Origin of the sequence: Streptomyces rubradiris (assembly GCF_016860525.1) — a bacterium.
GTDB lineage: Bacteria > Actinomycetota > Actinomycetes > Streptomycetales > Streptomycetaceae > Streptomyces > Streptomyces rubradiris.
In genome coordinates this window covers 5,002,050-5,026,125 of the sequence record NZ_BNEA01000015.1, presented here as the reverse complement: position 1 = coordinate 5,026,125, position 24,076 = coordinate 5,002,050, and the positions used below count along the sequence as shown (strand labels likewise).

Sequence of the window (24,076 nt, the reverse complement as noted above, 5' to 3'; positions counted from 1 at the left end):
AGTTCGCGAATCCGCTGGGCAATCTGTTCAGCGATACGGCCGTTCCTACGGTCTTTCTGTACAGGCTGACCATCTCAGGGGGTCCCGTGGCGATCGATCATCTGGACGGGCGGATCATCGTGCTGCTGGCCGAGGAACCGCGCATCGGCGTGCTGGAGATGTCCCGGCGGCTGGGGGTGGCGCGGGGCACCGTGCAGGCCCGGCTGGACCGGCTGCTGGCGAACGGGGTCATCCGGGGCTTCGGCCCCCAGGTGGACCCGGCCGCCCTCGGCTACCCGGTCACCGCGTTCGCCACCCTCCAGATCCGCCAGGGCCAGGGCGCCGACGTCCGCGCGCACCTGGCGACCGTGCCGGAGGTGTTGGAACTGCTGACCACCACCGGCAGCGGGGACATGCTGTGCCGGCTGGTGGCCCGCTCGAACGCCGACCTGCAACGGGTGATCGACCGGGTGGTGGGCTTCGACGGCATCGTCCGGGCCTCCACGACGATCGTGATGGAGACACCGGTACCGCTGCGGGTGATCCCCCTGGTGGAACAGGCGGCGCGGGAGGGGGGACGGGCGGGGGTGTGAGGGGCGGCAAGGAGCCGTGCCGGGAAGTCGCGTCACTGGAGTGCCGGCAGGCGGCGGGGCTCGCGCCGCTTGAGGTCTCGCCAGGGGCCTGACTCAGCAGCTCGGGACCCGGCCCTTGCCCTTCTCCAGGGCCACCAGGGCGTCGACGGCGCCCTTGAGCGTGGTCACCGGCACCAGGCGCAGCCCCTCGGGCAGTTCGGCCTCGGCCTCGGCGCACTCGGCCTTCGGCACCAGGAACACGGTCGCCCCGTCCCGGCGCGCGGCCTGCGTCTTCAGGCCCACCCCGCCGACCGCGCCGACCTTGCCGGAGCCGTCGATCGTGCCCGTACCGGCGATGGTGCGGCCGCCCGTGAGGTCGCCGCCGCTGCCGTCGCCGTCCAGCTTGTCGATGATGCCGAGGCTGAACAGCAGGCCCGCGCTGGGCCCGCCCACGTCGGCGAGGCGCAGCGTGACCTTCACCTTGTCCGCGCTGAGCCCGAGGTGCTTCAGCGCCGCCTGGGTGGCCGAGTCCTGGGACTCGCGCATCTGCGCCAGGTTGTGCTGCTCGATCTCCTTGACGGAGTCGCCCTTCGGATACACCGAGTCGCGCGGCATGACGGCCCGGTCGGTACGGAACCAGTTGCCGGCCACGTCACCGAGGGAGATCCGGGCGTCCGGGCCGGTCGCCACGATCGTGGTCATCCGCAGCTGCCCGCTGGTCTTCCGGGTCGGCGTGCCGGACACGGTGATCACCGGGGTGCCCTGGCTCTCGCCGAGCACGTTCGCCGTCGAGCCGGGCTGCGCCACGGAGAACGGCAGCGGCGCGAACGCCGCCGTGGCGAGCAGGGCCACGACGGGCAGCGCGCTGACGGCGAGGGCCTGGGGGCGTGTGAGACGTGAGAGCACGGAATCAATCTAACGTGAGGGCCGCGGGGGCCCTCGCCGTGTCCGGGCCCCGCGGTCAGCGCAGTGCTTCCGCGACCTCGCGGGCCGCTTCCACCACCCGCTCGCCGACCCGCTCCGGTACGGCGTCGGCCAGCATCACCACGCCCACGCTGCCCTCGACGCCGGTGACCCCGACCAGTGGCGCGGCGGCCCCGCTCGCGCCGGCCTCCAGTTCCCCGTGGGTGAGGGTGTAGCCGGGGTCGGCGGACGGCGACTGGCGCGCGGCGAGGATGGCCCGGCCCGCGGCTCCCCGGTCGAGGGGGTGCCGGAAACCGGCGCGGTACGCCACGTGGTAGTCGGTCCAGGTGGGCTCGACCACGGCGACGGCGAGCGCCTCCGTGCCGTCCACCAGCGTCAGGTGCGCGGTGGCCCCGATGTCCTCGGCGAGGGAGCGCAGTGCGGGCAGCGCGGCCTCGCGTACCAGCGGATGGACCTGCCGGCCGAGTCGGAGCACTCCCAGGCCGACCCTGGCCCGGCCCCCCAAGTCCCGCCGTACGAGCGCGTGTTGTTCGAGGGTGGCGAGCAACCGGTAGACGACCGTCCGGTTCACGCCCAGTTTGGTGGACAACTCGGTGACGGTCAGCCCATGGTCCGTGTCGGCCAGCAGCTTGAGGACGCGCAGTCCCCGGTCGAGCGTCTGAGAGGTCTCCGCGGTCACGACGCCCACTCCTTCGGCGGTGAGGTCGGCGGGTCCCTGAGCGGCGGATGCGTCACCGAGTCCCGTCGGCGACGCGCTTCAGAGGCCGCCGATCGGCAGGACGGCCCGGCGGCTCCAGGCCCTGTCGCTTCACGGCTGCGCTCCGCGGCGGCGCTGCCACGGGGCGTGTGCGTAGCCGGACAGTAGCGAAGCGGGTTCGCTGAGCGGAAGTCTCAGTCCAGAATCCGGGCAAGGCCAGATCCGGCCTGGCTGCATTCGTCCGGATACGCACACCTGGGGGTGTCGAAAGGGAGTCGAACAGGGTCCCCGCACCGTCCCCGCATCCCACCCGCGCGCCTCGCCCCGGCACCCCGTCCCCGGGGTCCGGGGCGGAGCCCCGTGGCGGCGACCGCTCGGCCGACCGAGTCGGTGGGCGGGCGGGCGGAGAAGTGGTGGCGCACGCGGGCCGTCACTTCATGCGGGTCGCCCACTCCTGCACCTTGGCGATCCGCTGCCGCAGCTGTCCCGCCGTGGCCTCCGCACTCGGCGGCCCCCCGCACACCCGCCGCAGCTCGGTGTGGATCACCCCGTGCGGCTTGCCGCTCTGGTGCACATACGCGCTGACCATCGTGTTCAGCCGCTTCCGCAGCTCCATCAGCTCCTTGTGCGTCACCACCGGCCGCCGCTCGGCCGGCAGCTCCAGCAGGTCGGCCTCCGTATCCGGCTTCTTCCGGCTGTGCGCGATCTGCCGGGCCTGCCGCTTCTGCAGCAGCAACTGCACCTGCTCGGGCTCCAGCAGCCCCGGAATCCCCAGGTAGTCCTGCTCCTCCTCGCTCCCGGGGTGGGCCTGCATGCCGAACTCGGCGCCGTCGTACAGCACCCGGTCGAACACGGCGTCGGACTCCAGCGCCTCGAAGGGCAGCATGTCCTGCTCGCCGGTGTCCTCGTCCTGCTGCTTGTTCGCCTCCTCCATCTCCTTCTCGGATTCGGCGTACGGGTCCTCCTCGCCCTCCTTCTTGGGCTTGTCGAGGGCGTGGTCCCGTTCCTTCTCCATCTCGTTGGCGAAGGTCAGCAGGTCGGGCACGGTCGGCAGGAACACGGACGCGGTCTCGCCGCGCCGCCGGGACCGCACGAAACGCCCGACGGCCTGCGCGAAGAACAGCGGTGTCGAGATCGTCGTGGCGTACACCCCGACCGCGAGCCGCGGCACGTCGACGCCCTCGGACACCATGCGGACGGCGACCATCCACCGGTCGTCGCTCGCGCTGAACTCGTCGATCCTCTTCGAGGCGCCGGCGTCGTCGGAGAGCACGAGCGTCGCCTTCGTCCCGGTGATCTCCCGGATGAGCTTGGCGTACGCGCGCGCGGAGTCCTGGTCGGAGGCGATGACGAGCGCGCCCGCGTCCGGGATGCCCTTGCGGACCTCGGTCAGCCGCTGGTCGGCGGCGCGCAGCACGCTCGGCATCCACTCGCCGCGCGGGTCGAGGGCCGTACGCCACGCCTGGCTGACCGCGTCCTTGGTCATCGGCTCGCCGAGCCGGGCGGCGACCTCGTCACCGGCCTTGGTGCGCCAGCGCATGTTGCCGCTGTAGGAAAGGAAGATCACCGGCCGGACGACGCCGTCCGCCAGCGCGGAGCCGTACCCGTAGGTGTAGTCGGCGGCGGAGCGCCGGATGCCCGCGTTGTCCTCCTCGTAGGTCACGAAGGGGATGGGGTTGGTGTCGGAGCGGAACGGCGTACCCGTCAGGGCCAGGCGCCGGGTGGCCGGCTCGAAGGCCTCCAGGCATGCCTCGCCCCAGGACTTGGAGTCACCGGCGTGGTGGATCTCGTCCAGGATCACCAGGGTCTTGCGCTGCTCGACCCGGTTGCGGTGCAGCATCGGACGGACGCCCACACCGGCGTACGTCACGGCGACGCCGTCGTACTCCCGGCCGAGCGGTCCCGCGCTGTACTCCGGGTCGAGTCTGATCCCGATCCGGCCCGCGGCCTCGGCCCACTGCTTCTTCAGGTGCTCGGTGGGAGCGACCACGGTGACCTGCTGCACGACGTGGTGGTGCAGCAGCCAGGAGGCCAGGGTCAGCGCGAAGGTCGTCTTGCCGGCGCCGGGCGTGGCGACGGCGAGGAAGTCGCGCGGCTGCTCCTGGATGTACTTCTCCATCGCCCCCTGCTGCCAGGCACGCAGCTTGCTGGCGGTGCCCCAGGGGGCCCGGCCCGGGAAGGCGGGCGAGAGGTGATGGGAGGAAGCGGAGGTGGCGGAGGATGCGGCGGTGGTAGTCACGGTCTCCGTGGATCAGGGTCGGGCGGCTACGTACGACAACCGGGCCACCCTACCGGCGCCGTCCCGCGAGCACGCCGTGAACGAGCCGGGGTCGCCCCCGGGTGGGAGCGACATCACAGCGGCCCCGTGGTCCCCCTGGCCACCACCGGTCACTCGGGGCGCGCGGTGCGTTCCCGCAGCCGCGTCGCCACCCAGGAGCCCACCAGCGCCACCACGGCCATCGGCAGGAAGACGGCGGCGAAGGCGGCGGGACGGCCCCCGTCGCCGGCCGTGGTGGCGGCGGTGCTGCCACCGCCCAGGGCGGCGAAGGCCGCGCCGGCCGCCGCCAGCAGGACGACGTTGGACAGGCCGTCGGAGATCTGGAGCGCGGCCGAGTTGGTGCCGGCCTCCTCGGGGGCGGACAGCTTCAGCAGCAGCACGCTGGTGGAGGAGATCACCAGGCCCATCCCGAAGCAGCCGACGCCCCACGCGGCGGCGACGGTCCACACGGGCACGGAGTGGATCAGCACGCTGGGCGCGGTCAGGATCGCGGCGGCGACCAGCACCATGCCCAGGGTCATCAGCCGCTCCCGGTACGGCGCCAGGCGCGGCCGGGACTGTACGAACGAGCCCAGCGCCCAGGTGCCGCCGCCGGCCGCGAGCGAGAACCCGGCGAGGGTCGGCGACAGCCCGCGCTGGGTGACCAGCATCAGCGGGACGAAGGACTCGGCGGCGATGAAGGACCCGGCCGCCAGCCCGCGCAGCAGCACCACGGAGGGCAGGCCGCGGGCGGCCCGGTAGGTGCCCCGGGGGAGCAGTCCGAGGACGGCGGGGACCAGCAGGGCCGCCCCGGCCAGCCCGGGGAGCAGGGAGAGGAGCCGCAGGTCCTGGGCGGCGTACTGGAGGAGTCCGGCGCCGAGGGAGATGCCGAGCGCGAGCCGGATCCGCCGCCGGTCGAAGGCGGCGGCACCGGCCCGCTCGTCCACCGGGCCCGCCGCCCGCCGGCGTATCTGGGGCAGGGCGAGGGCGAGCGGGAACACGACGAGGACCGGGATGCCGAGGAACACCCAGCGCCAGCCGAGCTGCTCGGTGACGGCACCGGAGGCGAGGGGGCCGACGATGGACGGTACGACCCACCCGGCGGCGAACGCGGCCATGATCGCGGGCCGCAGCCGCTCGGGGTAGGCCCGGCCCACGACGACGTACAACGCGACGATGACCAGCCCGCCGCCCAGCCCCTGCACGGCACGGCCGAGGATGAACACCCACATGGCCTGCGCGGTCCCGGCGACGACGAGGCCCGCGGCGAAGGCCGCGATGCCGGTGGTCAGCGCACTGAGCGGACCGCGCCGGTCGGACCACTGCCCGGCGAGGACCATGCCGAAGAGGCTGGTCGTGAAGTAACCGGAGAAGGCGAACGCGTACAGCGCCACGCCGTCCAGCTCGCGCGCGGCGACCGGCATCGCCGTGCCCACGGCGGTCGCCTCGAACGCGATCAGCACGACGACGGACACGATGCCGACACTGAGCGCCCGGTAGGCCCGGCTCAACACGCCGGTCGCCTGGCCGGCCGGGGGATCAAGGACAGCGGGGTCGCGGGATTCGAGGGCGCTCATGCTCGTCAGGGTAAGGCCCACAACCAGCTTTGACCCCTGTCAGGAGCCGCACCCGCTCTGGTCCCTTGGTCGTACGCCCACCACCGCTTTCATGAACGGCGTGTGGCAGTCGCATTGCACCCCCCGCCCTCCCCTTGAGCCCCGCCCACCCCGCCCCATACGTTCATCTCACCAACACGGCCGTGTGCCCGAGTGGCTCAGGGACTCGCCTGCGCTGTATCCAACAGCGGGCTCCGCCCGCGGGGAGTCACGCGGGTTCGATCCCCACCACGGCCGAGAACAACAACCCAACACGGCCGTGTGCCCGAGTGGCTCAGGGACTCGCCTGCAAAGCGAGTTACGCGGGTTCGATTCCCGCCACGGCCTCTGAAGCTGGTCTGACCAGCGGAGATGAACGGAGCGGGGCGGTTGGCGGCACCGTTGGAACGGTGCCAGGTCAACCGCCTGCTGCCGGCGGCGGCAGTCCCCGTGTCCATGGCTTCGCCGCCCTTGGCGACTGCTCCTGGTTCCAGCCCGCCCCAGAGCCCCTGACGCCCGTCAGGGGCTCTTGTCGTTCGCCCCCGCCCAAGATCCTTACCCGACTACGCGAATATTGGCGTTGCCACATAGACGCGTGCAGCCGTCCCCCGTACCGTCGTGACCGCCAGGCCCCAACGGGGGCAAGTGACAAGGGGGTTGCGCTATGGCCCGCGAGGAACTGACCCGGCTTACCGGCAACGGGAACGGAAACTGCAACAAGAACGACTGTCCCAATGTCTACCGGACGGCGTCCGGCTCGTTCGTCGTTCAGGGTGATGTTTCCAACGCGTTCACCGCCCCGGACGGGGAAGGACTCGTGGAGATCCCGGAGGAGACGTTGAGGGAGGCTTTTCGTGCTCTTGGATGGTGAGGAGTGGGCTGCCCGGTTCAGGTCCTTCCAGCGTGAGGCATGGAGGCTGGAAACCCTGCCGGAGTACCGCGTCCCGCAGGAAGCCGAGGAGATCAAAGCGTACCTCGCCGGGGAACGCATCGACCCTCACGCCTACTCGAACGAGTACACCGATGATCTCAAGCAGTTGCGACGGGAAGGGAAGAGTAAGGGGCGCGTTCACATCGTGACTCGGCCCCTGTCGGACTACCTGCGCTTTGAGTTCATGTACTACCAGCCTCACGCGTGGGCCGGCGATGACATTCGGATCATGGACGTCACCGGACGCCCCAATCCCCTTCAAGGGGTGCAGGATTTCTGGATGTTCGACCAGTCGGAAGTCGTACTGATGAACTACGAGCCCGACGGCACACAGATCAGCCGTGAAGTTTTCGAGGGAGACGTGACACCCTTCCTCGAATACCAGCGCATCGCGCTGGCTGAGTCGGTGCCCTTCGAGGAGTATGTGAAGGGCCTTGACGCTTGAGCCTGAGTCCCTAGGTCAGTCAAGGTCAGACCTAGCGGAAGCACTCCGCAGCGAGCGCAGGCGGGCCGGGTTGACTCAGACCCGGCTCGCTCAACGCTGCAACATGTCCCAGACCAAAATCAGCAACATTGAGAGCGGAAAGCTTACCCCCACTATTGTCGATGTCGAACTAATTCTTGAGGCTATCGAGACCGAGGGCCCCGTCACCACGAAAATACTCGCCCTTGCTCGTACAGCCAACACGGAATGGCAGAACGATTGGGCTTCACAACGGCGGGGCTTGGATAAGAAGCAGAATGAACTAGCCCGACTGGAAGCGGTTACAACAGAGTTCCGATTCTTCCTGCCAACGATGATCACCGGACTACTGGCAACGCCCGATTACGTGCGAGCGAGCCTGGCGCGCAACCCCGGCGACATGTCCAAGGTCGTGGCCAAGAAATTGGAACGACAGCGGATCCTCTTGGACTCGTCAAAGTCCTTCACATTCCTGCTGACGGAACAAGCCGTACGGTGGCCGCTGGCCTCACCCATAGCCATGGCTATGCAGCTCGACCGGCTGGCCTCCGTCTCCCGTATTCCGAATGTGCGACTCGGCGTGATCCCGCTCGGGATAGCGGGACCTGTCACCGAAACACCGCTGAGCGTCTTCACTGTGTACGATCGTCGACTGGTTCAAGTCGAGACGCATACAGGGGCACTGATCTTGCGGGACCACAGGGACATAAGCACATATCGAGATGACTTTGAGCGGTACGAGTCCTACGCCGTGTTCGGAGACGACTGCCGGGAACTCTTGGCCGAGTGGGCCAAGATCTTTACCCGACCACGCCAATAAATGCCGGACCCCTGCACCCCTCTTGGCACCATGACCTGACCGACATGGAGCCGAGGGGCGATCGATGGTTGAGTACGCGCCGCAGAATGAATCCCGCACTGGACCGGTAGTCCGGAATCCCGGATTAGAACCCGTCCGCGTCGAGGGCTGCACGACGTGCGCCGCTCTCTCCGAGCCCCGCGAAGTCGTCCGTGAAGCGGGCATAACTGAAGCAGTAGCCACCACCGATCAGGAGATCAGCAATCACCCTCACAGCACGTCCGGGAACGGGTGGAAGCTTCCTGTCTCGTCCGTATGGGGGGTGGCCGTATGAAGCCGCACACCTATCCGGGCGAAGCGCGAACTCGAAGTTCACGTCGTTCAGATTCCGCCCCGGCTCCCACCGTACCGCGGTGAGTGACGACTTGGTCGCGTAGAGCGCCGACGTCAGTGAGAGGCGAGGAATGCGAGCGAGCCAAGGAGCCGTCGTGACTCCAGCCCATCGATACCGCATTCCGGTCGCTGTCCGGCGACCGCTCCCCGTCGTAAGGGCGGCCGTATGAGGCAGCGGACCTATCCCGGCCCGCCGGTCGATCCGCCGCTGGACGGGTGGCTGTACGAGGCCAGGCCGAAGCCCGGTTGTACCCGGTGCGCGGAGCTGAAGGCGCAACTCGACCGTGCCACGCGGCGGGGCGAGGCGAACGCGCGCTTCGAAGCGGCCCGCAGCATCCGGCAGTGCGCCCACGAGGCCGCGGAGTGACCGCGGCGGTGGAACAGAGAATCCAGCCTTGATCCTCCGCTTCCCATCTCAGCCGGATTCCGCTCGTCCTACGCCGGCCTGGGAGCCGGCAGGGGAGCGGCCACAAGCGCCCACCCCTCGGTCTTGATCTTCGCGGGACCGGGCCGAGGGGTGGGTCGGCAAGTGCACAACGGCCGTGGGAAGGCCCCTCGGCCGCAGCTTGAGAGAGGCAGAAGCCCATGACCCTCAAGGAAGCACTCGGCAGGAAGGCTACCGCGCGCGGTGGCGGCGACGACGGCGGCCACGGGTCCGATAACACGGACATCGAGGACGGCGACGGCCAGGGCGGTTCCGGTTCTCCCGGTCACCTGCGCTTCTCCTGACCCCTTCCCAACCCCCGAAGGGAGTCCTCCGGTTTCTGCCGGGGGGCTCCCCCTGCTCACGAGAGTCACGCCATGCATCTCCTAGTGGTCGACTGGGACTACTTCTTTCCGACTCCCGCAGCGGGAGCGCCGGTTGACGCGGACGCGCACTTGTACGCCTGGCCCGTCGCCGAGGACGCCGTACACGTCGAGATGATCTGGCTCCGGCGCGTGCGCACGTTCCTGGCGGCCGGTGTACCCCTGCCGTACTGCAAGGGCTTCCTCGACTTCTGGGACCGGTTCGGCCTCTCCTCGGACGCGCCACTCTTCTACGCCGACTCCAACGCGTGGGCCGGACAGCTCTTCCCTTCGAACCTGGGCGGTACCGGGCCGTGGGAGTCGGTTCACCTGTACGACGCACACCACGACTGCGGCTACAAACAGACCCACCGAAGCTTCGAGGACTGGCAGGCTCGGGGCCCGATCAGCGCGGAGAACTGGCTTCTCGCCCACTACTGGGCAGGCTCTCGCCTTTACGTGCACTTCCCGCCGTGGCGCGAGTCCATCAGGCGGCCGACCGAGGAACCCCTGATCCCGGTGAGCATGGCCATCGACAACGGCCAGGCGCCGAACGTGGTCTTCGATGCCGTATTCGTCTGCCGTTCGGGCGCGTGGGTCCCGAGCTGGTGTGACGAACAGTTCGGGGTGTTCCTGGAGGCATGCCCGGTCAGCCGCCGTGCCGAGATTCCCCAGAACCTCTGGAACCAGCCCCGCCCGGACGTGCTGCGCATGGTCGAGATGGAGCGTGCCGTGACGGACTCGCTTCCCAAGTGAGCGCCGTCCACCCTGTCGTCATCGAGGCTTCGGCCGCCGTACCGGGCGCCCCGTCACCTACTGAGGAAGCCGCACACTGGAAAGGCAGACATGGACCCATCGCGCCGCACGGTCCTGACCACCGCGCTCTACTCGGCCACGTTGGCGGTACCGCGCTTCGATGACGCAGAGAAGACGCAGGACCGGCTGGCGCACCAGGCCGCCAACCTCCGGCACGCGAACAAGGCTCTGGAACTGGCGGACTCCGCCGCGGACGCGGGACCCTCCGCCGGTCCGCGCCTCGTCGCCTGCCTGCGGGGGCAGCAGGCGCACGGGGCCGCGCTGGTCGGCGACCGGCGGCATGCCTTCGCGCGGCTCAGGGAGACCGAAGCCGCCCTGTCGAAGGCGGACAACCGGCGGGACGCCATCGGGGGCTATGACCAGGCCGCCTATTTCTTCCACCAGTCCGCCGTTCTGCACGCCCTCGGCGATGTCCCCGGGTCGGTCACGGCCATGCAGGCATCGAACCGGGTACGTCCGCCCAAGGAGAAGCAGGGCAACGCCCACGCCAACGGGCTGCCCGCCCGGCGCCAGTTCGAGGTCGGTCGCATCGAGGCGGCGTGTGCCACCTGGCATGCCTTCCTGGACGACTACGCGACCCTTAGCTCGTCGCGGGCCGATGAACGATTCGGCATCATGCGGCGACGCATCCGCCCGTATCTGAAGAACGCGAAGGTACGGGAACTGAACGACCGGGCCCGGGAAATGGCCCGGCAGAAGGCCGCCGCCTGACCGGGCCGTCGGGACGTGGTGGTGCACGAACCTGGCTCGTCGAGTCCTGTCGAACGGGCAGGCTGTCGTGTCTCGTCCGGGCCGGTGTGCGTTGGGACGGGTATGAAGCGTACTCAGGTCAGAGGCTGCGTGGTCCTGCTCGGTGCGGTCGTCGGGGTTCTCGGTGGGGCGGTGCCCGCCGGGGCCACCTCTGTCGTCGGGTTCGGCAACGCGGCCTTCGACAACGTCTGTGCCGACCTCGGCGGGCCGCGCGCCGGAGGCGGCGCCGTGCGGAGCGGTGGTGGTCTCGCCGGGCTCGGTGTCGCCCTGCCCGTCGGGGCTCCGGGTAATCAGTGCGGGACCCTTGGGCTGCCGACCGCCCTCCATGAGATGGGCGGTGTTGATGTGATCGGCACACTCACGGGCGGGGAGGTCTGACCGGGCCCCGGGTCACAGCACCCCGCCCGTCTCGTCCTGGAGCACATGAGTCCAGTAGTGCCAGGTCGTTTCCGGGAGGGTGGCTGTGGGGTCTATGGACTGCAGGGTGTGGATCATGAGGGCGACCAGGTGGTCGTAGGCGTGGGTGGCCAGTTCGTGGCCCAGGTGGGTGTCGATCACGCGCTCGTGGTGGATGAGCCACAGGGTGAACGCCAGTGTGGAGACGTCGGTGTTGAGGGGGTGGAGCGTCGCGTCCGGCTCGCTGAAGGTCAGGACCGTGCCCGTTCTGCCGTCCACCACAAGGCTGGTCTCGTCCCTGAGCCGGCCGAGGCGGATCAGGTGGTCGCAGTGGGCCGGGAGGTCGGTGACGGGGCGGTCGGGGCGTTCCTCGGTGAAGTACTCCCGGAGCGTGGGCAGCGGGACGTCCGTGTCGGCCTGGTACAGGACCGCCGACTCCGGCAGTCCCGTCTCGCGCAGGAAGCGGCGCGTCGGCTCGTGGGTGAGCGTCGGCGGGAAGTCGACCTCCTCGAACCTGGTCACCCTGCCGTGCCCGAACTCCTGGTCCAGCACCCGCGCGGGCACGTCCAGGGTCAGCCCCGAGGCCGTACCGGGGCCGGCGACCAGGGCGAGGGGGCGGATCAGGGCCGCCGCCTTCCAGTACGGCGGGACCTCGCCGTTCGAGTCCTCCTCGAAGAGGGTGAGGAGGCGGCGGGACGCCTCGGTCGCGGTCTGCGGGCCGTACTGGCCCGCCAGCGACGCGAACCGGCCGCGCAGACCCACCAGTTCCTCGGTGACCGCCGCGAAGCGCAGCAGCGTGTGCAGGGACGACGCTAAGGGGCGCGCGTCGTACGGGTCGCGCAGGAACGCCGTCGTCAGCTCGCCCGTGGCGCCGTCGAGCAGGATCGACTCGCGCTCCGTCCCGGCCGGGGTGAGCAGTTCGCCTATGACCAGCCGGCCGCGCAGCTCCTCCGCCAGGCGCAGCGGGCCGTCGGCGGCGTCGGCGAGGGTACGGAGGCCGTGCGTGCGCAGCGGGGAGAAGGTCAGCAGGTCGGTCACCGCGGGCAGGCCGGTGTCCGTGAGCAGGCCGCGCGTCGGCGCGTGTGTGACGTAGCGGTCCAGTTCCGCCTCGGTCAGCGTGATCGCCGGAATCCCGGCGTCGGTCGTGCTCATCGCTCCCCCGCGATCTTCCCCGTGCGTGACGGGCCCGCGCACACCGTCGTACGCGGTCCCGGGCAGGTGCCCCCACCGCTTCGCAGCCTACGCCGCCCCACTGACAACGGCCGCCACCAGGAAAGACGTCGGCCGGGCCGGGCACGTTGCCTGCCCGGCCGGACCGGCGTCCAGGGGCCCGCCCGCCGTCCGGCCCAGGTGAAGTAGATCCCGCCGAGGACAACGGCCGGTGCCGCCGCGGCGAACGGCAGGATTCAGAGGGCCGTTCTGCCCGGCCCGGGGGGCGTAATGCGGCTCGCCGGACGGGGGCGTGTGGCCCGGGCCACCGGACGGGGATACGGCGGGCCGCTCAGCGGATGGGGCTACGGAGCCCTGCTCGCCGAACGGGACAGCAGAGCCCGGCTCGCCGGACGGGACCGCGGAACCCAGTTCGCCCGGCGGGGATACGGCAGAGCCCGGCTCGCCGGGCCGCGGCTCGGGCCCGGCGAGCCCGGCGGCCGGCGGTGTGCTCAGCGGTCCGCGGCCACCGCCGCCTGCGGGCGGATCGGGAGGCGGTTGACCGGGCGGCCGGTGGCGGCGCGTACCGCGGAGGCGATCGCCGCCGGGGCCGTCACCACCGGGACCGCGCTGACCGACTTGGCGCCGAAGGGGGCGACCACGTCCCGTTCCTCGACCAGCTTGACGATTTGGATGCCGGGGGCGTCCAGGGCGGTCGGGAGGGCGTAGCCGGTCAGGTCGGGATGGCGGACCAGGCCGCGGGGCGCGCGCAGGTTCTCGGTGAGCGCGATGCCCACGCCCTGGGTGACGCCGGCCTCGATCCGGGCCGCCAGCTGGGCCGGGTTGAGGACCCGGCCGACGTCCTGGGCGACCGCCAGCTCCACCACCCGCACCGAGCCCAGCTCGACGTCCACGTCCACCACAGCGCGGATCGCGCAGAACGCGAGGCCCACGAAGGCGTCGCCCTGCCCGGAGGCGTTCAGCGGCTCGGTCGGATGCGGGCGGCACTGGGCCGTGGCCCACAGCTCCTTGCCCTCCAGCGCCTCCATGACGGTGGTCGACAGCACCCCGTCGTACGAGGTGATCTTGCCGTCGGTGATCTGGAGCAGCTCCGTCGACATGCCGAACTTGTGCGCGAGCGGCTGGAGGAGCTGGGTGCGGACCATCTTCGCCGCGCGCTCCACCGCGCCGCCCGACACCCAGGTGTGCCGGCCCCGGCAGCCCGCGCCGGCCGGCGGCTGGTCGGTGTCGACGGGCGCGACGTGGACCTCCTCGATGCCGAGGGTCTCCTGGACGATCTGCCGGGCCAGCGTGGTGAAGCCCTGGCCGGTCTCCACGGCGGCGCACAGCACGGTCGCCACCCCGTCGTGCACCTTGACCGTGGCCGTGGACACCTCGTCGGCGCCCTCCGCGCCCAGCATGTGCACCATGCCGAGGCCGTAGCCGACGCCCCGGCGCACCGCACCCGGTTCGCCCGCGCCCTCGGGGCCGCCGGGCAGCAGCCACTCCTCCTCGGGGGTGTCCTTCGGCAGCGCGGGCAGCGGGAAGTCCCGTACCGCCTGGAGGAGTTCGGCGACCGGCGCCGGGCAGGTCACGGTCTGGCCGATGGGCAGGACGTCCCCGGTCGCCAGGACGTTGCGCAGCCGCAGCTCGGCCGGGTCCAGGCCCAGTTTCCGCGCCAGTTTGTCCATCTGCGCCTCGTACGCGGCGCACACCTGCATGGCGCCCTCGCCGCGCACGTGGCCGGAGGGCGGGTTGTTGGTGCGGACGGCCCAGCCCTCGATGAACGCGTTCGGGACGACGTACGGGCCGCACGCGAAGGAGACGGCGGCGGCCAGGGCGTCGGCGGAGGTGTCGGCGTACGCGCCGGCGTCCAGCAGGATCTGCGCCTCGACCTTGACCAGCCGGCCCTCGGCGTCGGCGTGGTGGCGGTAGCGCAGCAGGGTGGGGTGGCGGTGGGCGTGACCGAGGAAGGACTCCTCGCGGGTCGCCGTCAGCTTCACCGGGCAGCCGGTGCGCAGCGCGAGCAGGCCGAGCGGGAGCTGGAAGCCCTGGTCCTCGCGGTCCGCCGTGGCGCCGGGCACCCCGGTGACCACGATCTTCACCCGATCGGGGGACAGGCCGTAGCAGGCGGCGGCCGTGTTGCGGTCGGTGTGCGGGTCGGTGGAGGCCAGGTACAGTTCCACCCCGCCGTCCGGGCGCGGCACGGCCAGACCGGCCTCGGCGCCGATGGGGGCCGGGTCCTGGCGGCCGATGCGGTACAGGCCCTCGACCACGACCTCGCCGACCGCCTCCGGGTCGCCGTGGCGCAGCGGGATGTGCCGGATCAGATTGCCGTCGGGGTGCAACGGCTCGGCCTCGAAGGCCTGTTCCGGGTCGGTGACGGGGTCGAGGACCTCGTACTCGACGATGACGGCGGCGGCGGCCATCCGCGCGGTGTCCGGGTGGTCGGCGGCCACGGCGGCGATGGGCTCGCCGTGGTGGCGTACGACATCGGAGGCGAACACCGGCCGGTCGGGCGTGCCGCGGCCGTGGCGCGGGGTGCCGGGCACGTCCTCGTGGGTGATGACGGCGCGGACGCCGGGCATCTCGCGCGCGTGCGTGGTGTCGATGGACACGATGCGCGCGTGCGCGTGCGGGGAGCGCAGTACGGCCGCCCACAGCAGGCCCTCGGCCCACAGGTCGGCGGCGTACGGGAAGGTCCCCTCGGTCTTGGCGCGGGCGTCGGCGTGCGGCAGGGAGACGCCGAGGCCGTGCGGCGACGGCTCGGCCTCGGGGGCGGGTTCCGGGGCGGTGGTCGCGATGCCGGCTTCGTTGCTCACGCCTGGCCTCCGTCCTGGCCGTAGTGCTGCTGGTCCTGCGGTCCCGGGGGCGTGGTGCCGTACGGGTCCGGCGTGTCGTACTGCTCCGGGGGCCGGGGGGCGGCGAACGCGCCGGGGGCCTCGAAGGCCGACGGGTGGACGCCGCCGGAGCCGGGGGCCGCCTGGTGCGGGATACGTGCCTCGTCCGCGTCGGTCGTCTCGTGGCCGGCGTGGGACGCCTCGCGCTCGGCGACGACCTCCTTGACGGCCTCCAGGACGCCCCGGTAGCCCGAGCAGCGGCACAGGTTGCCGCACAGGGCCTGCCGGGTCTCCAGCTCGGTGGGCGCCGGGTTGCCCTCCAGCAGGTCGTGCACGGTCATCGCCATGCCGGGCACGCAGAAGCCGCACTGCACGGCACCGCAGCGGGCCAGCGCGCGCTGCACGTCGGAGGGCCGGCCGTCCACGGCCAGACCCTCGACCGTACGGACCTCGCTGCCGGCCGTGGTGACCGCCGGGACCAGGCAGGACGCCACCAGCCGGCCGTCCACCTGGACGTTGCAGGCCCCGCACTCGCCCTGCGAGCAGCCGTCCTTGGCGCCCGCGAGGCCGAGCCGTTCGCGCAGCACGTAGAGCAGCGACTCGCCGATCCAGGCATCGGTGACCGGCCGGTCGGTGCCGTTGACCCGCAGGACGTACGAGGCGAGGGGGTGGTCGTCGTGCGGCGGCAGGGGGGCGGCGGCGGGCTCTTCGGCGCCGTCGGCTACGGGCTCCTGGGACTCGTGGGCCTCCCGGGGTTCCTGAGCCTCGCCGGTTTCCGGGTGTTCCTGGGTTTCGTGGGATTCCTGCGCGGCCTGGGCGTTGCCGGGGGCGCCGTCGTCCTCGGACGGCTCCGTGACGGCGGGTGCCTCGGCGGGTTCCGCCGGGGCCGGGGGCGCGGCCGCCTTGGGTACGGCGGTCTCGGCCGACTGCTCCGCGGTCTCGGCGGCATCGACGGCGCCGGTGGCACCGGTGGCGTCGGCGGCGGCCGTGTCGGCGGGTTCCGCCGGGTGGGCGGCGGGCTGCTCGGCTGCGGCGGGGTCGGCGCCGGGCTCCCGGACCACGGTGGGATCGGCGACGGAATGCGCGGCGGAATCCGCTGCGGGCTGCTCGGCCGCCGTCGGCGTGCCGGTGTGCGCAGTGCCGGGCGTGTCGGGTGTGCCGGCCGGGGCCGCCGGGTGGGCGGCGGAGGCCGAGTCGTCGGGAGTCGACGCCGGGAGGGCCGTCGTCACCGGGTCCCCGTGGGCCTCCGCGGATGCCGTGGGCGTCGCTGTGGCGGACTGGGGCGCTGAGGCCGGATCGCTGGGCTGTTCGTGGCCCGACGGCGCTTCCGCAGGGCTCTCGGGGGCTTCCGCGAGGCCATGGGCGTCCGCTTCCGGCGCCGTGCCGGGGCCGCTCGGCCGAGGAGCCGGTACGGCCGGTTCACCGGACGGGCCCGCGGTGCCGGGCGCGACCGTACCGCCGGGCGTGTCACCGTCGGCCGCGTCGGCGTGCCCGGCGTGGCCGTGCCCCGCTACGCGACCGTGCTCGGCGTGCCCCGCCTCGACGTGACCGGCGCCGAGGTGAGCGCCGTCGGTGTGCCCGGCGTCCGGCAGGGCGTGCCCGGGGTGCTCAGCGTCCCCGTGACCCTCCTCGGCGTGCCCGGCGTCCGGGTACCCCGTACCGGCAGGCCCGGCGGCACCCTCGGGCTCGCTTCCCGGACGGCCGGCGCCGGAGTAACCCGCGCCCGCGGGCACGGCACCGTCATCGCCACCCGCGACATGCCCGGCGTCCGCGTGGCCACCGCCGACGTGCCCGGCCTCCGGGTAACCGGCACCGGCGTGCCCAGCGTCCTCGTGACCACCCTCGACGTGCCCGGCGTCCGCGTGACCGCCGACCTGCCCGGCATCCACGTACCCCGCACCGGCATGCCCGGCAGCCCCCTCGTGACCACCCTCGACATGCCCGGCATCCCCGTAACCACCCCCATGGCCGTCCGGGTACCCCTCGCCGTGCGTGGCGGGACCATGTCCGTAGCCGGTCTCGGGACCGTACGTCTGCGGTGCCGTGTCCGACGGGTGGGTGGCGGTGTCCCAGGCGTGGGGGGTGGCCCAGGGGGCCGGGGCGCCGCCGGGCAGGGTGGCCGGCGGGGTGCCGCCCCACTGCTCGACCAGCGAGGACGTGGTGTACTCGCCCGACTCGTCCGGAAGTTCGCCCCCGGCGACGGGGATGGACCACTGACCGGTGACGTCGTGCCCGGGGGCGGCCGGTGCCGCGGGCTCCTCGAAGGTCCACTGCTGGGTGGCGCCGGGCTCGTAGGTGAACCGGTCGTCCGCCGCGTGGGAGGAGGCCGGCGCGGCGTTCGGGTCGGGCCACTGGCCGCCCTCGGGCGCCGGCCAGCCGGCCGTGCCGTCGGTGTGCGTGGCCGTGATCTGCGGCGGCACGTAGCCGTGGCCCGGCGCGGCCAGCGGGCTGTCGCCGGTCAGCAGGGCGTCGATGCCCCCCTCGGGGAGCTGGACGAAGGCGGTGGCGCCGTCGTCGTAGTCGCCCTGGGGCAGCGGGTTCCAGCGTCCGCCGCCCTGGGGCGTGCCCTCTCCGTGCTGGTCGTCGGTCACGACAGCGCCCTCCCCAGTGCTCGTCGGGCCAGCGCGGCGACGGTGCGCCGCAGGTGCAGTACGGCGGGCGGAAGCGGGACCACCGTGCCGTCGGGCTCGGGGGCCGGGTCGGGGATGCAGGCCGCGGCGACGTACTCGCCGAAGGCGTGCAGGGCCTCCGGGACGAGGGCGCGGTCGTTGTCCCAGTCGATGAGTCCCGCGATCCACTGCTCGGCCTCCAGGGGCCGCAGCGGCATCGGCGCTATGGCGCCGACGGCGCAGCGCACGCCGCGCCGGGCGGGGTCGAGGACGAGGGCCACGGAGGCCAGCGCGCGGCCCGGGCCGGTGCGTCCGGTGGCCTTGAGGAAGACCTGCGGGGCGTGCAGCAGCGGTACGCGGACGTAGCCGATGAGTTCGCCGCCGCGCAGCATCTCCACGCCGGCCAGCAGGTGCGACACGGGGATCTCCCGGCGGGCCCCGCCCGGGCCCGCGATGATCAGCGTCGCTTCCAGGGCGGCCAGCACCGGCAGCGCGTCCCCGGTGGGGGCGGCGGAGGCGATGTTGCCGCCCAGGGTGCCCGCGTTGCGGATGTGCGGCGGTCCGGCGGCGCGCGCGGCGGCGGCGAGCGCCGGGATGAGGGCCGCGAAGTCGGGGCGGCCCATGCGCGCGTGGGTGAGGCCCGCGCCGAGCAGCGCGTGGCCGTCCTGGTACTGCCAGCCGCGGATCTCGCTGATGCGGCCCAGTCCCACCAGCGCGGCGGGCCTGAGCTGGCCGGAGTTGACGGCGGCCATCAGGTCGGTGCCGCCCGCCACGGGGACGGCGGTGGGCATGGCCGCGAGGGCCGCCACCGCCTCGTCCAGCGTCGTGGGCAACGTGACGGCCTGTGCCGTCCGCGGTGCGTGCGTGGTCAAACCGGCTGCCCCTTCCCGCTGCCCCACCTGGTCCCGCCTGTGTTGCCGTACGGTACGTGCTGACAGGGCGGACGACGCAACTCTGGCACATCTTCGCAACGGCCGAACGCGGGGGTCCGCTAGGAGGCTTTCGCCCACCTCACCGGGGGGTTGGTCCGGTTTCGCACGGCTTCGGTGGTGCGGGCGGATTGCCACTCTTCGGTGATACTGCCGGGGTTTTTCCGGTACTTGTTCGGGGGCGGGGAGGCGCGGGCGCGGGGCAGGTCCGGGGTGCCGTGCGGTCAGCGGTTCGGGGGCGGTCCCTCGATCGGGCGGCCGGGCACGCCGGGGCGGCGCTGCCACGGGCGGGGTCCGGCGGGTGGCCGGTAAGCGACGCCGAGGGCGTCAAGTCGCCGGTAGTGGGCGGTCATCCGGCGTTCGAAGTCGGCGTAGTCCCGGTCGGCGGGGGCGGGCAGCGGGCTCCAGGCGACCTCGGCGAACGCGGCGAGGCGGGGGAATGCCTGATAGTCCACGCGGGCGGAGTCCTCCAGCACCTCGGTCCACACGTTGGCCTGGGTGCCCAGCACGTGCCGGGCCTCCTCCTCGGTGAGCCCGGCGGGCACCGGTTCGAACCGGTAGACGTCCTCCAGGGTGCGCACGAAGCCGATGGGCACGGGTTCGTCGTCGCCGGGGGCCTGCCGGTGGTCCAGGTACACGTACTGCTCCGGGCACATGACCACGTCGTGGCCGGCCCGGGCGGCGGCGACGCCGCCCGCGTAGCCGCGCCAGGAGGCCACGGCGGCGCCCGGCGCGAGTCCGCCCTCCAGGATCTCGTCCCAGCCGATGAGGCGGCGCCCGCGCGCGGCGAGCCAGGCGTCGAAGTGGCCGATGAACCAGGACTGGAGGGCCTCTTCGTCGGTGAGGCCGAGGTCGGCGATGCGGGTCTTGGCGGTGACGGACTCGGTCCACTGCTCCTTGCGGCACTCGTCGCCGCCGACGTGCACGAACGGGGAGAACTCGGCGGCGTCGGCGGGGAACAGCTCCAGGACTTCCTCGAACACCCCTTCGTAGAAGCGCAGGGTGGTGTCGGTGGGGGCGAGCACGTTGGAGGAGATGCCCCAGGTGTCCCAGACGGAGAGGGCGGCGGTGTCGACGACGTCGGTGTTGCCGAGTTCGGGGTAGGCGGCGATGGCGGCCTGCGAGTGGCCCGGCACGTCGATCTCGGGGACGACGCTGATGTGCCGCTCGGCGGCGTAGGCGACGATCTCGCGGATGTCGTCCTGGGTGTAGTAACCGCCGTGCGGTTTCTCGTCCCACAGCGGTGAGGCGCGGTGGCCGAATTTGGTCCGCGAGCGCCAGGAGGCGATTTCGGTCAGTTTCGGGTAGCGCCGGATCTCGATCCGCCAGCCCTGATCGTCCGTCAGGTGCAGGTGCAGGACGTTGAGTTTGTGCGCGGCCATCAGGTCCAGATAGCGCAGCACGCCTTCCTTGGGCATGAAGTGCCGGGCGACGTCGAGGAGCAGGCCGCGCCAGCGGAAGCGGGGGGCGTCCTCGACGACCCCGGGCGGGACGGAGGGTGTCGCGGCCGGGCGCAGCGGGGCGCGGCGGAAGGCGTCGGCGCCGAGCAGCTGGCGCAGGGTCTGGGCGCCCCAGAACACGCCGGCCGGGCCGCCGCCGCGGATCTCCACGCCGTCCCCGGCGCCGACGGTGAGCCGGTACGCCTCGGGGGCCAGGGTGTCGTCCAGCAGCAGCCGTACGCCGTCGCGGGCGTCGGGCGGCCCGGGGCGCAGCGGCAGGTTCAGGGCCGCGCCGAGGGTGGCGCGCAGCCAGCGTTCGGTGCGTTCGGTGCCCGGAGCGGCCCACAGGGTGGTGTCCGGGCCGAGCGGCACGCCCGGTCCGGTGGGCTCCTCTACGGCGCGCGGCGCCGGAATCAGTTCCACGTCCTCAGCCCCCTGGAGAGGTCGTTGCAGTATGCGCAACGGTCGTTGCACAAAGCGACACCTCGAAGGCTAGGCACTGCGCCGGGCCCCCACAAGAGGTCTGGACCAGTCGGCGGCCGGAAAACACGAAGATCCCCGGGACGCACCGCACGCGCGTCCCGGGGACCTCACCGCCTCCGGCCGGGCCGGGGACCTACTTGTCGCCGCCCTTGCCCTTGTCGTCGCCGCCGCTGCCCATGGATTCGTAGATCTCCTTGCACATCGGGCAGACGGGGTACTTCTTCGGGTCGCGGCCCGGCACCCAGACCTTGCCGCACAGCGCCACGACGGGGGTGCCGTCGAGGGCGCTCGCCATGATCTTGTCCTTCTGGACGTAGTGGGCGAAGCGCTCGTGGTCGCCGTCGCCGTGGGACACCTGCGGCGTCGGCTCTACGAGGGTCCCCGTACCAGTCCCGCGCTCGGGCTCGAGAGTGCTCATAACAGCCAGGGTACTGAAAGCTCACACGCATCAGTTGAGCGAAGGGTCGTCCGGGTACGTGGCCACCATCGCCAGCTCGCTGCGCTGGCGGCGCAGCACCTCGCGCCACAGCCGCTCCGGGGCCGGCGAGGACACGTCACCCGGCTCGGACTCCACGACGTACCAGGCGCCCTCCACCAGCTCGTCCTCCAGCTGGCCGGGGCCCCAGCCCGCGTACCCGGCGAAGATCCGCAGGCTGCCCACGGCCGAGGCGAGCAGCTCCGGCGGGGCCTCCAGGTCCACCAGGCCGATCGCGCCGTAGACCCGCCGCCAGCCGAGCGGCGCCCGGTCGCCGTCGGCGCCGCCCGGGATGACCGCCACGCCCAGCGCCGAGTCCAGCGACACCGGGCCGCCCTGGAAGACCACACCGGGCTCGCCGGCCAGGTCGGCCCAGCCCTCCAGGATGTCGCCGACGACCACGGGGGTGGGACGGTTCAGGACGACACCGAGGGAGCCCTCCTCGTCGTGGTCGAGGAGGAGCACCACCGCACGGTCGAAGTTCGGGTCCGCCAGGGCGGGAGTGGCCACGAGCAGCCGCCCTGTGAGCGAGGACACCTCGGTCATGCCAGACATGATCCCGCATCTTCCCCGGGCGTGGGGAGCCAATCGGGGGCACGGGGGTGAAGCAGGTCAGGACCCCGACACGCCCCCGGCGCACACCCGGGACGCCGGTGACCCCATGTGCCCGAAAGGGAACGGTTCGTGTTGTGACACAGCTATGACGGACTGGCCGGGTACTGGGCTTACGGGAGGGGGGTAATCGGCGATTACCCTGTCTTCCCGGCCCCTGCGCACAGTGATCGGCCGGCCCCTGACCAACTCATCGGAACGCGAGATTCATGACCGTCAACGACGATGTCCTGCTTGTCCACGGCGGAACCCCGCTGGAGGGCGAGATCCGTGTCCGCGGTGCGAAGAACCTCGTGCCGAAGGCCATGGTCGCCGCCCTGCTGGGCAGCGAACCGAGCCGCCTGCGCAACGTTCCGGACATCCGTGACGTACGCGTCGTCCGCGGCCTGCTCCAGCTGCACGGGGTGACGGTCCGTCCGGGCGAGGAGCCGGGCGAACTGGTGCTGGACCCGACGCGTGTGGAGAGCGCCAACGTCGCCGACATCGACGCCCACGCGGGTTCCAGCCGCATCCCGATCCTCTTCTGCGGCCCGCTGCTGCACCGTCTCGGCCACGCGTTCATCCCCGGTCTCGGCGGCTGTGACATCGGCGGCCGGCCCATCGACTTCCACTTCGACGTGCTGCGGCAGTTCGGCGCGACGATCGAGAAGCGGGCCGACGGGCAGTACCTGGAGGCTCCGCAGCGGCTGCGCGGCACGAAGATACGGCTGCCCTACCCGTCCGTCGGCGCGACCGAGCAGGTGCTGCTGACGGCCGTACTGGCCGAAGGCGTCACGGAGTTGTCCAACGCGGCCGTCGAGCCGGAGATCGAGGACCTCATCTGCGTGCTGCAGAAGATGGGCGCGATCATCGCGATGGACACCGACCGCACGATCCGCATCACCGGTGTGGACAAGCTCTCCGGCTACACCCACCGCGCCCTGCCGGACCGCCTGGAGGCCGCCTCCTGGGCTTCTGCTGCGCTCGCGACCAACGGCGACATCTACGTCCGCGGCGCCCAGCAGCGCTCGATGATGACGTTCCTGAACACCTACCGCAAGGTGGGCGGCGCCTTCGAGATCGACGACGAGGGCATCCGTTTCTGGCACCCCGGCGGGCAGTTGAAGTCCATCGCCCTGGAGACCGACGTGCACCCCGGTTTCCAGACGGACTGGCAGCAGCCGCTGGTGGTGGCCCTGACCCAGGCCACGGGCCTGTCCATCATCCACGAGACGGTCTACGAGTCCCGGCTCGGCTTCACCTCCGCGCTGAACCAGATGGGCGCGCACATCCAGCTCTACCGCGAGTGCCTGGGCGGCTCCGCCTGCCGCTTCGGCGCGCGCAACTTCCTGCACTCCGCGGTCGTCTCCGGCCCCACCAGGCTCCAGGGCGCCGATCTGGTCATCCCCGACCTGCGCGGCGGCTTCTCGTACCTCATCGCGGCCCTCGCCGCCGAGGGCACCTCCCGCGTCCACGGCATCGAGCTGATCAACCGCGGCTACGAGAACTTCATGGACAAGCTCGTCGAACTCGGCGCGAAGGTCGAACTGCCGGGCAAGGCGCTCGGCTGACAGTCCGGGTATGACGAAGGGGCGGCCCTCCTGTGCAGGAGGGCCGCCCCTTTGACGTCCTCGGCCGGGCCGCGCCCCAAAGGGGCGCGGGGCCGTGTCGATCTGCGGCTTCGCCGCGGGGCGCGATCAGCCACAGCGGCCCCGCAGTCGCCCACGGCGCTCCGTCGAACGGCGCTCAGTGGGCCGGCGCTCGAAGCGGAGCGATTACTTGCCCTTGGCGGCTTCCTTGAGCTTGCTGCCCGCGGTGACCTTCACGCTGTAGCCGGCCGGGATGTTGATGGGCTCGCCGGTCTGCGGGTTGCGCGCGGTGCGAGCGGCACGGTGAGTGCGCTCGAAGGTCAGGAAGCCAGGGATGGTGACCTTCTCGTCGCCCTTGGCGACGATCTCGCCGACGGTCTCGGCGAACGCGGCCAGCACGGCGTCGGCGTCCTTGCGGGTCACCTCGGCGCGGTCGGCCAGCGCGGCCACCAGCTCACTGCGGTTCATGTTGTTACTCCCGTATTTTTCTTGCCGTTGGGGTGTGCCACGCGGCGGTACGCCGCCCGAGGCACTGCGATGCCGATGCGCTCGCGCCCTTGGGGGTGCCCCCCGGAGGGACAGGGTCCCTGCGGGAGCATCCTGCCCCTACCTGC

General features: G+C 72.0%; 22 protein-coding genes and 2 tRNA genes. 12 read left to right on the top strand and 12 right to left on the bottom strand.

What is annotated here, in order from left to right; all coding sequences use genetic code 11:
- Positions 1 to 86 precede the first annotated feature (86 nt).
- Positions 87 to 572, top strand: a complete 486-nt coding sequence (locus Srubr_RS35555; RefSeq protein ID WP_189995921.1) for an Lrp/AsnC family transcriptional regulator — start codon at positions 87 to 89, stop codon at positions 570 to 572.
- A 93-nt stretch (positions 573 to 665) separates the two neighbouring features.
- Here Srubr_RS35555 and Srubr_RS35550 read toward each other — a convergent pair whose 3' ends face one another.
- The 4 genes from Srubr_RS35550 to Srubr_RS35535 form a co-directional block, all read right to left on the bottom strand.
- Positions 666 to 1,457, bottom strand: coding sequence for a S16 family serine protease (locus tag Srubr_RS35550; RefSeq protein WP_189995923.1), 792 nt, complete (start codon positions 1,455 to 1,457; stop codon positions 666 to 668).
- A 55-nt stretch (positions 1,458 to 1,512) separates the two neighbouring features.
- Positions 1,513 to 2,154, bottom strand: a complete 642-nt coding sequence (locus Srubr_RS35545) for an IclR family transcriptional regulator (protein ID WP_189995924.1) — start codon at positions 2,152 to 2,154, stop codon at positions 1,513 to 1,515.
- Between the two features lie 448 nt (positions 2,155 to 2,602).
- Positions 2,603 to 4,411: a DEAD/DEAH box helicase gene (locus Srubr_RS35540; RefSeq protein ID WP_189754240.1), complete on the bottom strand. Its 1,809-nt coding sequence runs from the start codon at positions 4,409 to 4,411 to the stop codon at positions 2,603 to 2,605.
- A gap of 149 nt (positions 4,412 to 4,560) precedes the next feature.
- Positions 4,561 to 6,006, bottom strand: coding sequence for an MFS transporter (locus tag Srubr_RS35535; protein ID WP_189995926.1), 1,446 nt, complete (start codon positions 6,004 to 6,006; stop codon positions 4,561 to 4,563).
- A gap of 178 nt (positions 6,007 to 6,184) precedes the next feature.
- On the opposite strand from Srubr_RS35535, the gene Srubr_RS35530 reads away from it, so the two are divergent.
- From Srubr_RS35530 to Srubr_RS35485, 10 genes are all read left to right on the top strand, one after another.
- Positions 6,185 to 6,282, top strand: a tRNA-OTHER gene (locus tag Srubr_RS35530).
- Positions 6,283 to 6,300: 18 nt separating this feature from the next.
- Positions 6,301 to 6,372, top strand: a tRNA-Cys gene (locus Srubr_RS35525).
- Positions 6,373 to 6,688: 316 nt separating this feature from the next.
- Complete coding sequence (locus tag Srubr_RS35520; RefSeq protein WP_189995928.1) at positions 6,689 to 6,895, top strand: hypothetical protein; 207 nt, start codon at positions 6,689 to 6,691, stop codon at positions 6,893 to 6,895.
- Positions 6,879 to 7,400, top strand: coding sequence for a DUF6879 family protein (locus tag Srubr_RS35515; protein WP_189995930.1), 522 nt, complete (start codon positions 6,879 to 6,881; stop codon positions 7,398 to 7,400). Before Srubr_RS35520 ends, Srubr_RS35515 begins: the two co-directional genes overlap by 17 nt.
- Positions 7,390 to 8,238, top strand: coding sequence for a helix-turn-helix domain-containing protein (locus Srubr_RS35510; RefSeq protein WP_189995932.1), 849 nt, complete (start codon positions 7,390 to 7,392; stop codon positions 8,236 to 8,238). Before Srubr_RS35515 ends, Srubr_RS35510 begins: the two co-directional genes overlap by 11 nt.
- 538 nt (positions 8,239 to 8,776) lie before the next feature.
- On the top strand, positions 8,777 to 8,977 hold the full coding sequence (locus tag Srubr_RS35505; protein ID WP_189995934.1) for a hypothetical protein: 201 nt from the start codon (positions 8,777 to 8,779) through the stop codon (positions 8,975 to 8,977).
- A 218-nt stretch (positions 8,978 to 9,195) separates the two neighbouring features.
- Positions 9,196 to 9,339, top strand: coding sequence for a hypothetical protein (locus Srubr_RS35500; protein WP_189995936.1), 144 nt, complete (start codon positions 9,196 to 9,198; stop codon positions 9,337 to 9,339).
- A 72-nt stretch (positions 9,340 to 9,411) separates the two neighbouring features.
- Complete coding sequence (locus tag Srubr_RS35495) at positions 9,412 to 10,152, top strand: hypothetical protein (RefSeq protein ID WP_189995938.1); 741 nt, start codon at positions 9,412 to 9,414, stop codon at positions 10,150 to 10,152.
- Between the two features lie 90 nt (positions 10,153 to 10,242).
- Positions 10,243 to 10,923, top strand: coding sequence for a hypothetical protein (locus Srubr_RS35490; RefSeq protein WP_229926703.1), 681 nt, complete (start codon positions 10,243 to 10,245; stop codon positions 10,921 to 10,923).
- A 102-nt stretch (positions 10,924 to 11,025) separates the two neighbouring features.
- A complete protein-coding gene (locus tag Srubr_RS35485) occupies positions 11,026 to 11,340 on the top strand; it encodes a hypothetical protein (protein ID WP_189995939.1) in 315 nt (104 codons plus the stop codon).
- A gap of 12 nt (positions 11,341 to 11,352) precedes the next feature.
- On the opposite strand, the gene Srubr_RS35480 is transcribed toward Srubr_RS35485, so the two are convergent.
- The 7 genes from Srubr_RS35480 to Srubr_RS35450 all read right to left on the bottom strand — a co-directional run bounded on the left by Srubr_RS35480 (position 11,353) and on the right by Srubr_RS35450 (position 21,828).
- Positions 11,353 to 12,510 carry an SUKH-4 family immunity protein gene (locus Srubr_RS35480; RefSeq protein WP_189995941.1) on the bottom strand — a complete coding sequence of 386 codons (1,158 nt, stop codon included), beginning with the start codon at positions 12,508 to 12,510 and terminating at the stop codon, positions 11,353 to 11,355.
- 509 nt (positions 12,511 to 13,019) lie between these two features.
- Complete coding sequence (locus Srubr_RS35475) at positions 13,020 to 15,329, bottom strand: xanthine dehydrogenase family protein molybdopterin-binding subunit (RefSeq protein WP_189995944.1); 2,310 nt, start codon at positions 15,327 to 15,329, stop codon at positions 13,020 to 13,022.
- Positions 15,326 to 17,938, bottom strand: a complete 2,613-nt coding sequence (locus Srubr_RS35470; protein WP_189995946.1) for a 2Fe-2S iron-sulfur cluster-binding protein — start codon at positions 17,936 to 17,938, stop codon at positions 15,326 to 15,328. The genes Srubr_RS35475 and Srubr_RS35470 overlap by 4 nt, the downstream gene beginning before the upstream one ends.
- The gene (locus tag Srubr_RS35465; RefSeq protein WP_189995948.1) at positions 17,935 to 18,828 is read right to left on the bottom strand and encodes an FAD binding domain-containing protein; all 894 of its coding nucleotides are present in this window, start codon (positions 18,826 to 18,828) and stop codon (positions 17,935 to 17,937) included. Before Srubr_RS35465 ends, Srubr_RS35470 begins: the two co-directional genes overlap by 4 nt.
- A 281-nt stretch (positions 18,829 to 19,109) precedes the next feature.
- Complete coding sequence (locus Srubr_RS35460) at positions 19,110 to 20,747, bottom strand: beta-N-acetylhexosaminidase (protein ID WP_189995950.1); 1,638 nt, start codon at positions 20,745 to 20,747, stop codon at positions 19,110 to 19,112.
- A 193-nt stretch (positions 20,748 to 20,940) separates the two neighbouring features.
- Positions 20,941 to 21,225: a DUF3039 domain-containing protein gene (locus Srubr_RS35455; protein ID WP_030610517.1), complete on the bottom strand. Its 285-nt coding sequence runs from the start codon at positions 21,223 to 21,225 to the stop codon at positions 20,941 to 20,943.
- 30 nt (positions 21,226 to 21,255) lie between these two features.
- Positions 21,256 to 21,828, bottom strand: a complete 573-nt coding sequence (locus Srubr_RS35450; RefSeq protein ID WP_030610520.1) for a YqgE/AlgH family protein — start codon at positions 21,826 to 21,828, stop codon at positions 21,256 to 21,258.
- Positions 21,829 to 22,103: 275 nt separating this feature from the next.
- Between Srubr_RS35450 and murA the strand changes: the two genes are divergently transcribed.
- The gene (gene murA / locus Srubr_RS35445; protein ID WP_030610523.1) at positions 22,104 to 23,444 is read left to right on the top strand and encodes a UDP-N-acetylglucosamine 1-carboxyvinyltransferase; all 1,341 of its coding nucleotides are present in this window, start codon (positions 22,104 to 22,106) and stop codon (positions 23,442 to 23,444) included.
- A 204-nt stretch (positions 23,445 to 23,648) separates the two neighbouring features.
- On the opposite strand, the gene Srubr_RS35440 is transcribed toward murA, so the two are convergent.
- Positions 23,649 to 23,930, bottom strand: a complete 282-nt coding sequence (locus Srubr_RS35440) for an HU family DNA-binding protein (protein WP_023550134.1) — start codon at positions 23,928 to 23,930, stop codon at positions 23,649 to 23,651.
- Positions 23,931 to 24,076 lie beyond the last annotated feature (146 nt).

What these genes read in the sequence shown, in the direction of transcription:
- Srubr_RS35505 (WP_189995934.1), top strand. Translation starts at nt 8,777, where the DNA reads ATGAGGCAGCGGACCTATCCCGGCCCGCCGGTCGATCCGCCGCTGGAC.
- Srubr_RS35520 (WP_189995928.1), top strand. Translation starts at nt 6,689, where the DNA reads ATGGCCCGCGAGGAACTGACCCGGCTTACCGGCAACGGGAACGGAAAC.
- Srubr_RS35450 (WP_030610520.1), bottom strand. Translation starts at nt 21,828, where the DNA reads ATGACCGAGGTGTCCTCGCTCACAGGGCGGCTGCTCGTGGCCACTCCC.
- Srubr_RS35480 (WP_189995941.1), bottom strand. Translation starts at nt 12,510, where the DNA reads ATGAGCACGACCGACGCCGGGATTCCGGCGATCACGCTGACCGAGGCG.
- Srubr_RS35440 (WP_023550134.1), bottom strand. Translation starts at nt 23,930, where the DNA reads ATGAACCGCAGTGAGCTGGTGGCCGCGCTGGCCGACCGCGCCGAGGTG.
- Srubr_RS35455 (WP_030610517.1), bottom strand. Translation starts at nt 21,225, where the DNA reads ATGAGCACTCTCGAGCCCGAGCGCGGGACTGGTACGGGGACCCTCGTA.
- Srubr_RS35490 (WP_229926703.1), top strand. Translation starts at nt 10,243, where the DNA reads ATGGACCCATCGCGCCGCACGGTCCTGACCACCGCGCTCTACTCGGCC.
- Srubr_RS35495 (WP_189995938.1), top strand. Translation starts at nt 9,412, where the DNA reads ATGCATCTCCTAGTGGTCGACTGGGACTACTTCTTTCCGACTCCCGCA.
- Srubr_RS35500 (WP_189995936.1), top strand. Translation starts at nt 9,196, where the DNA reads ATGACCCTCAAGGAAGCACTCGGCAGGAAGGCTACCGCGCGCGGTGGC.
- Srubr_RS35485 (WP_189995939.1), top strand. Translation starts at nt 11,026, where the DNA reads ATGAAGCGTACTCAGGTCAGAGGCTGCGTGGTCCTGCTCGGTGCGGTC.
- Srubr_RS35535 (WP_189995926.1), bottom strand. Translation starts at nt 6,006, where the DNA reads ATGAGCGCCCTCGAATCCCGCGACCCCGCTGTCCTTGATCCCCCGGCC.
- murA (WP_030610523.1), top strand. Translation starts at nt 22,104, where the DNA reads ATGACCGTCAACGACGATGTCCTGCTTGTCCACGGCGGAACCCCGCTG.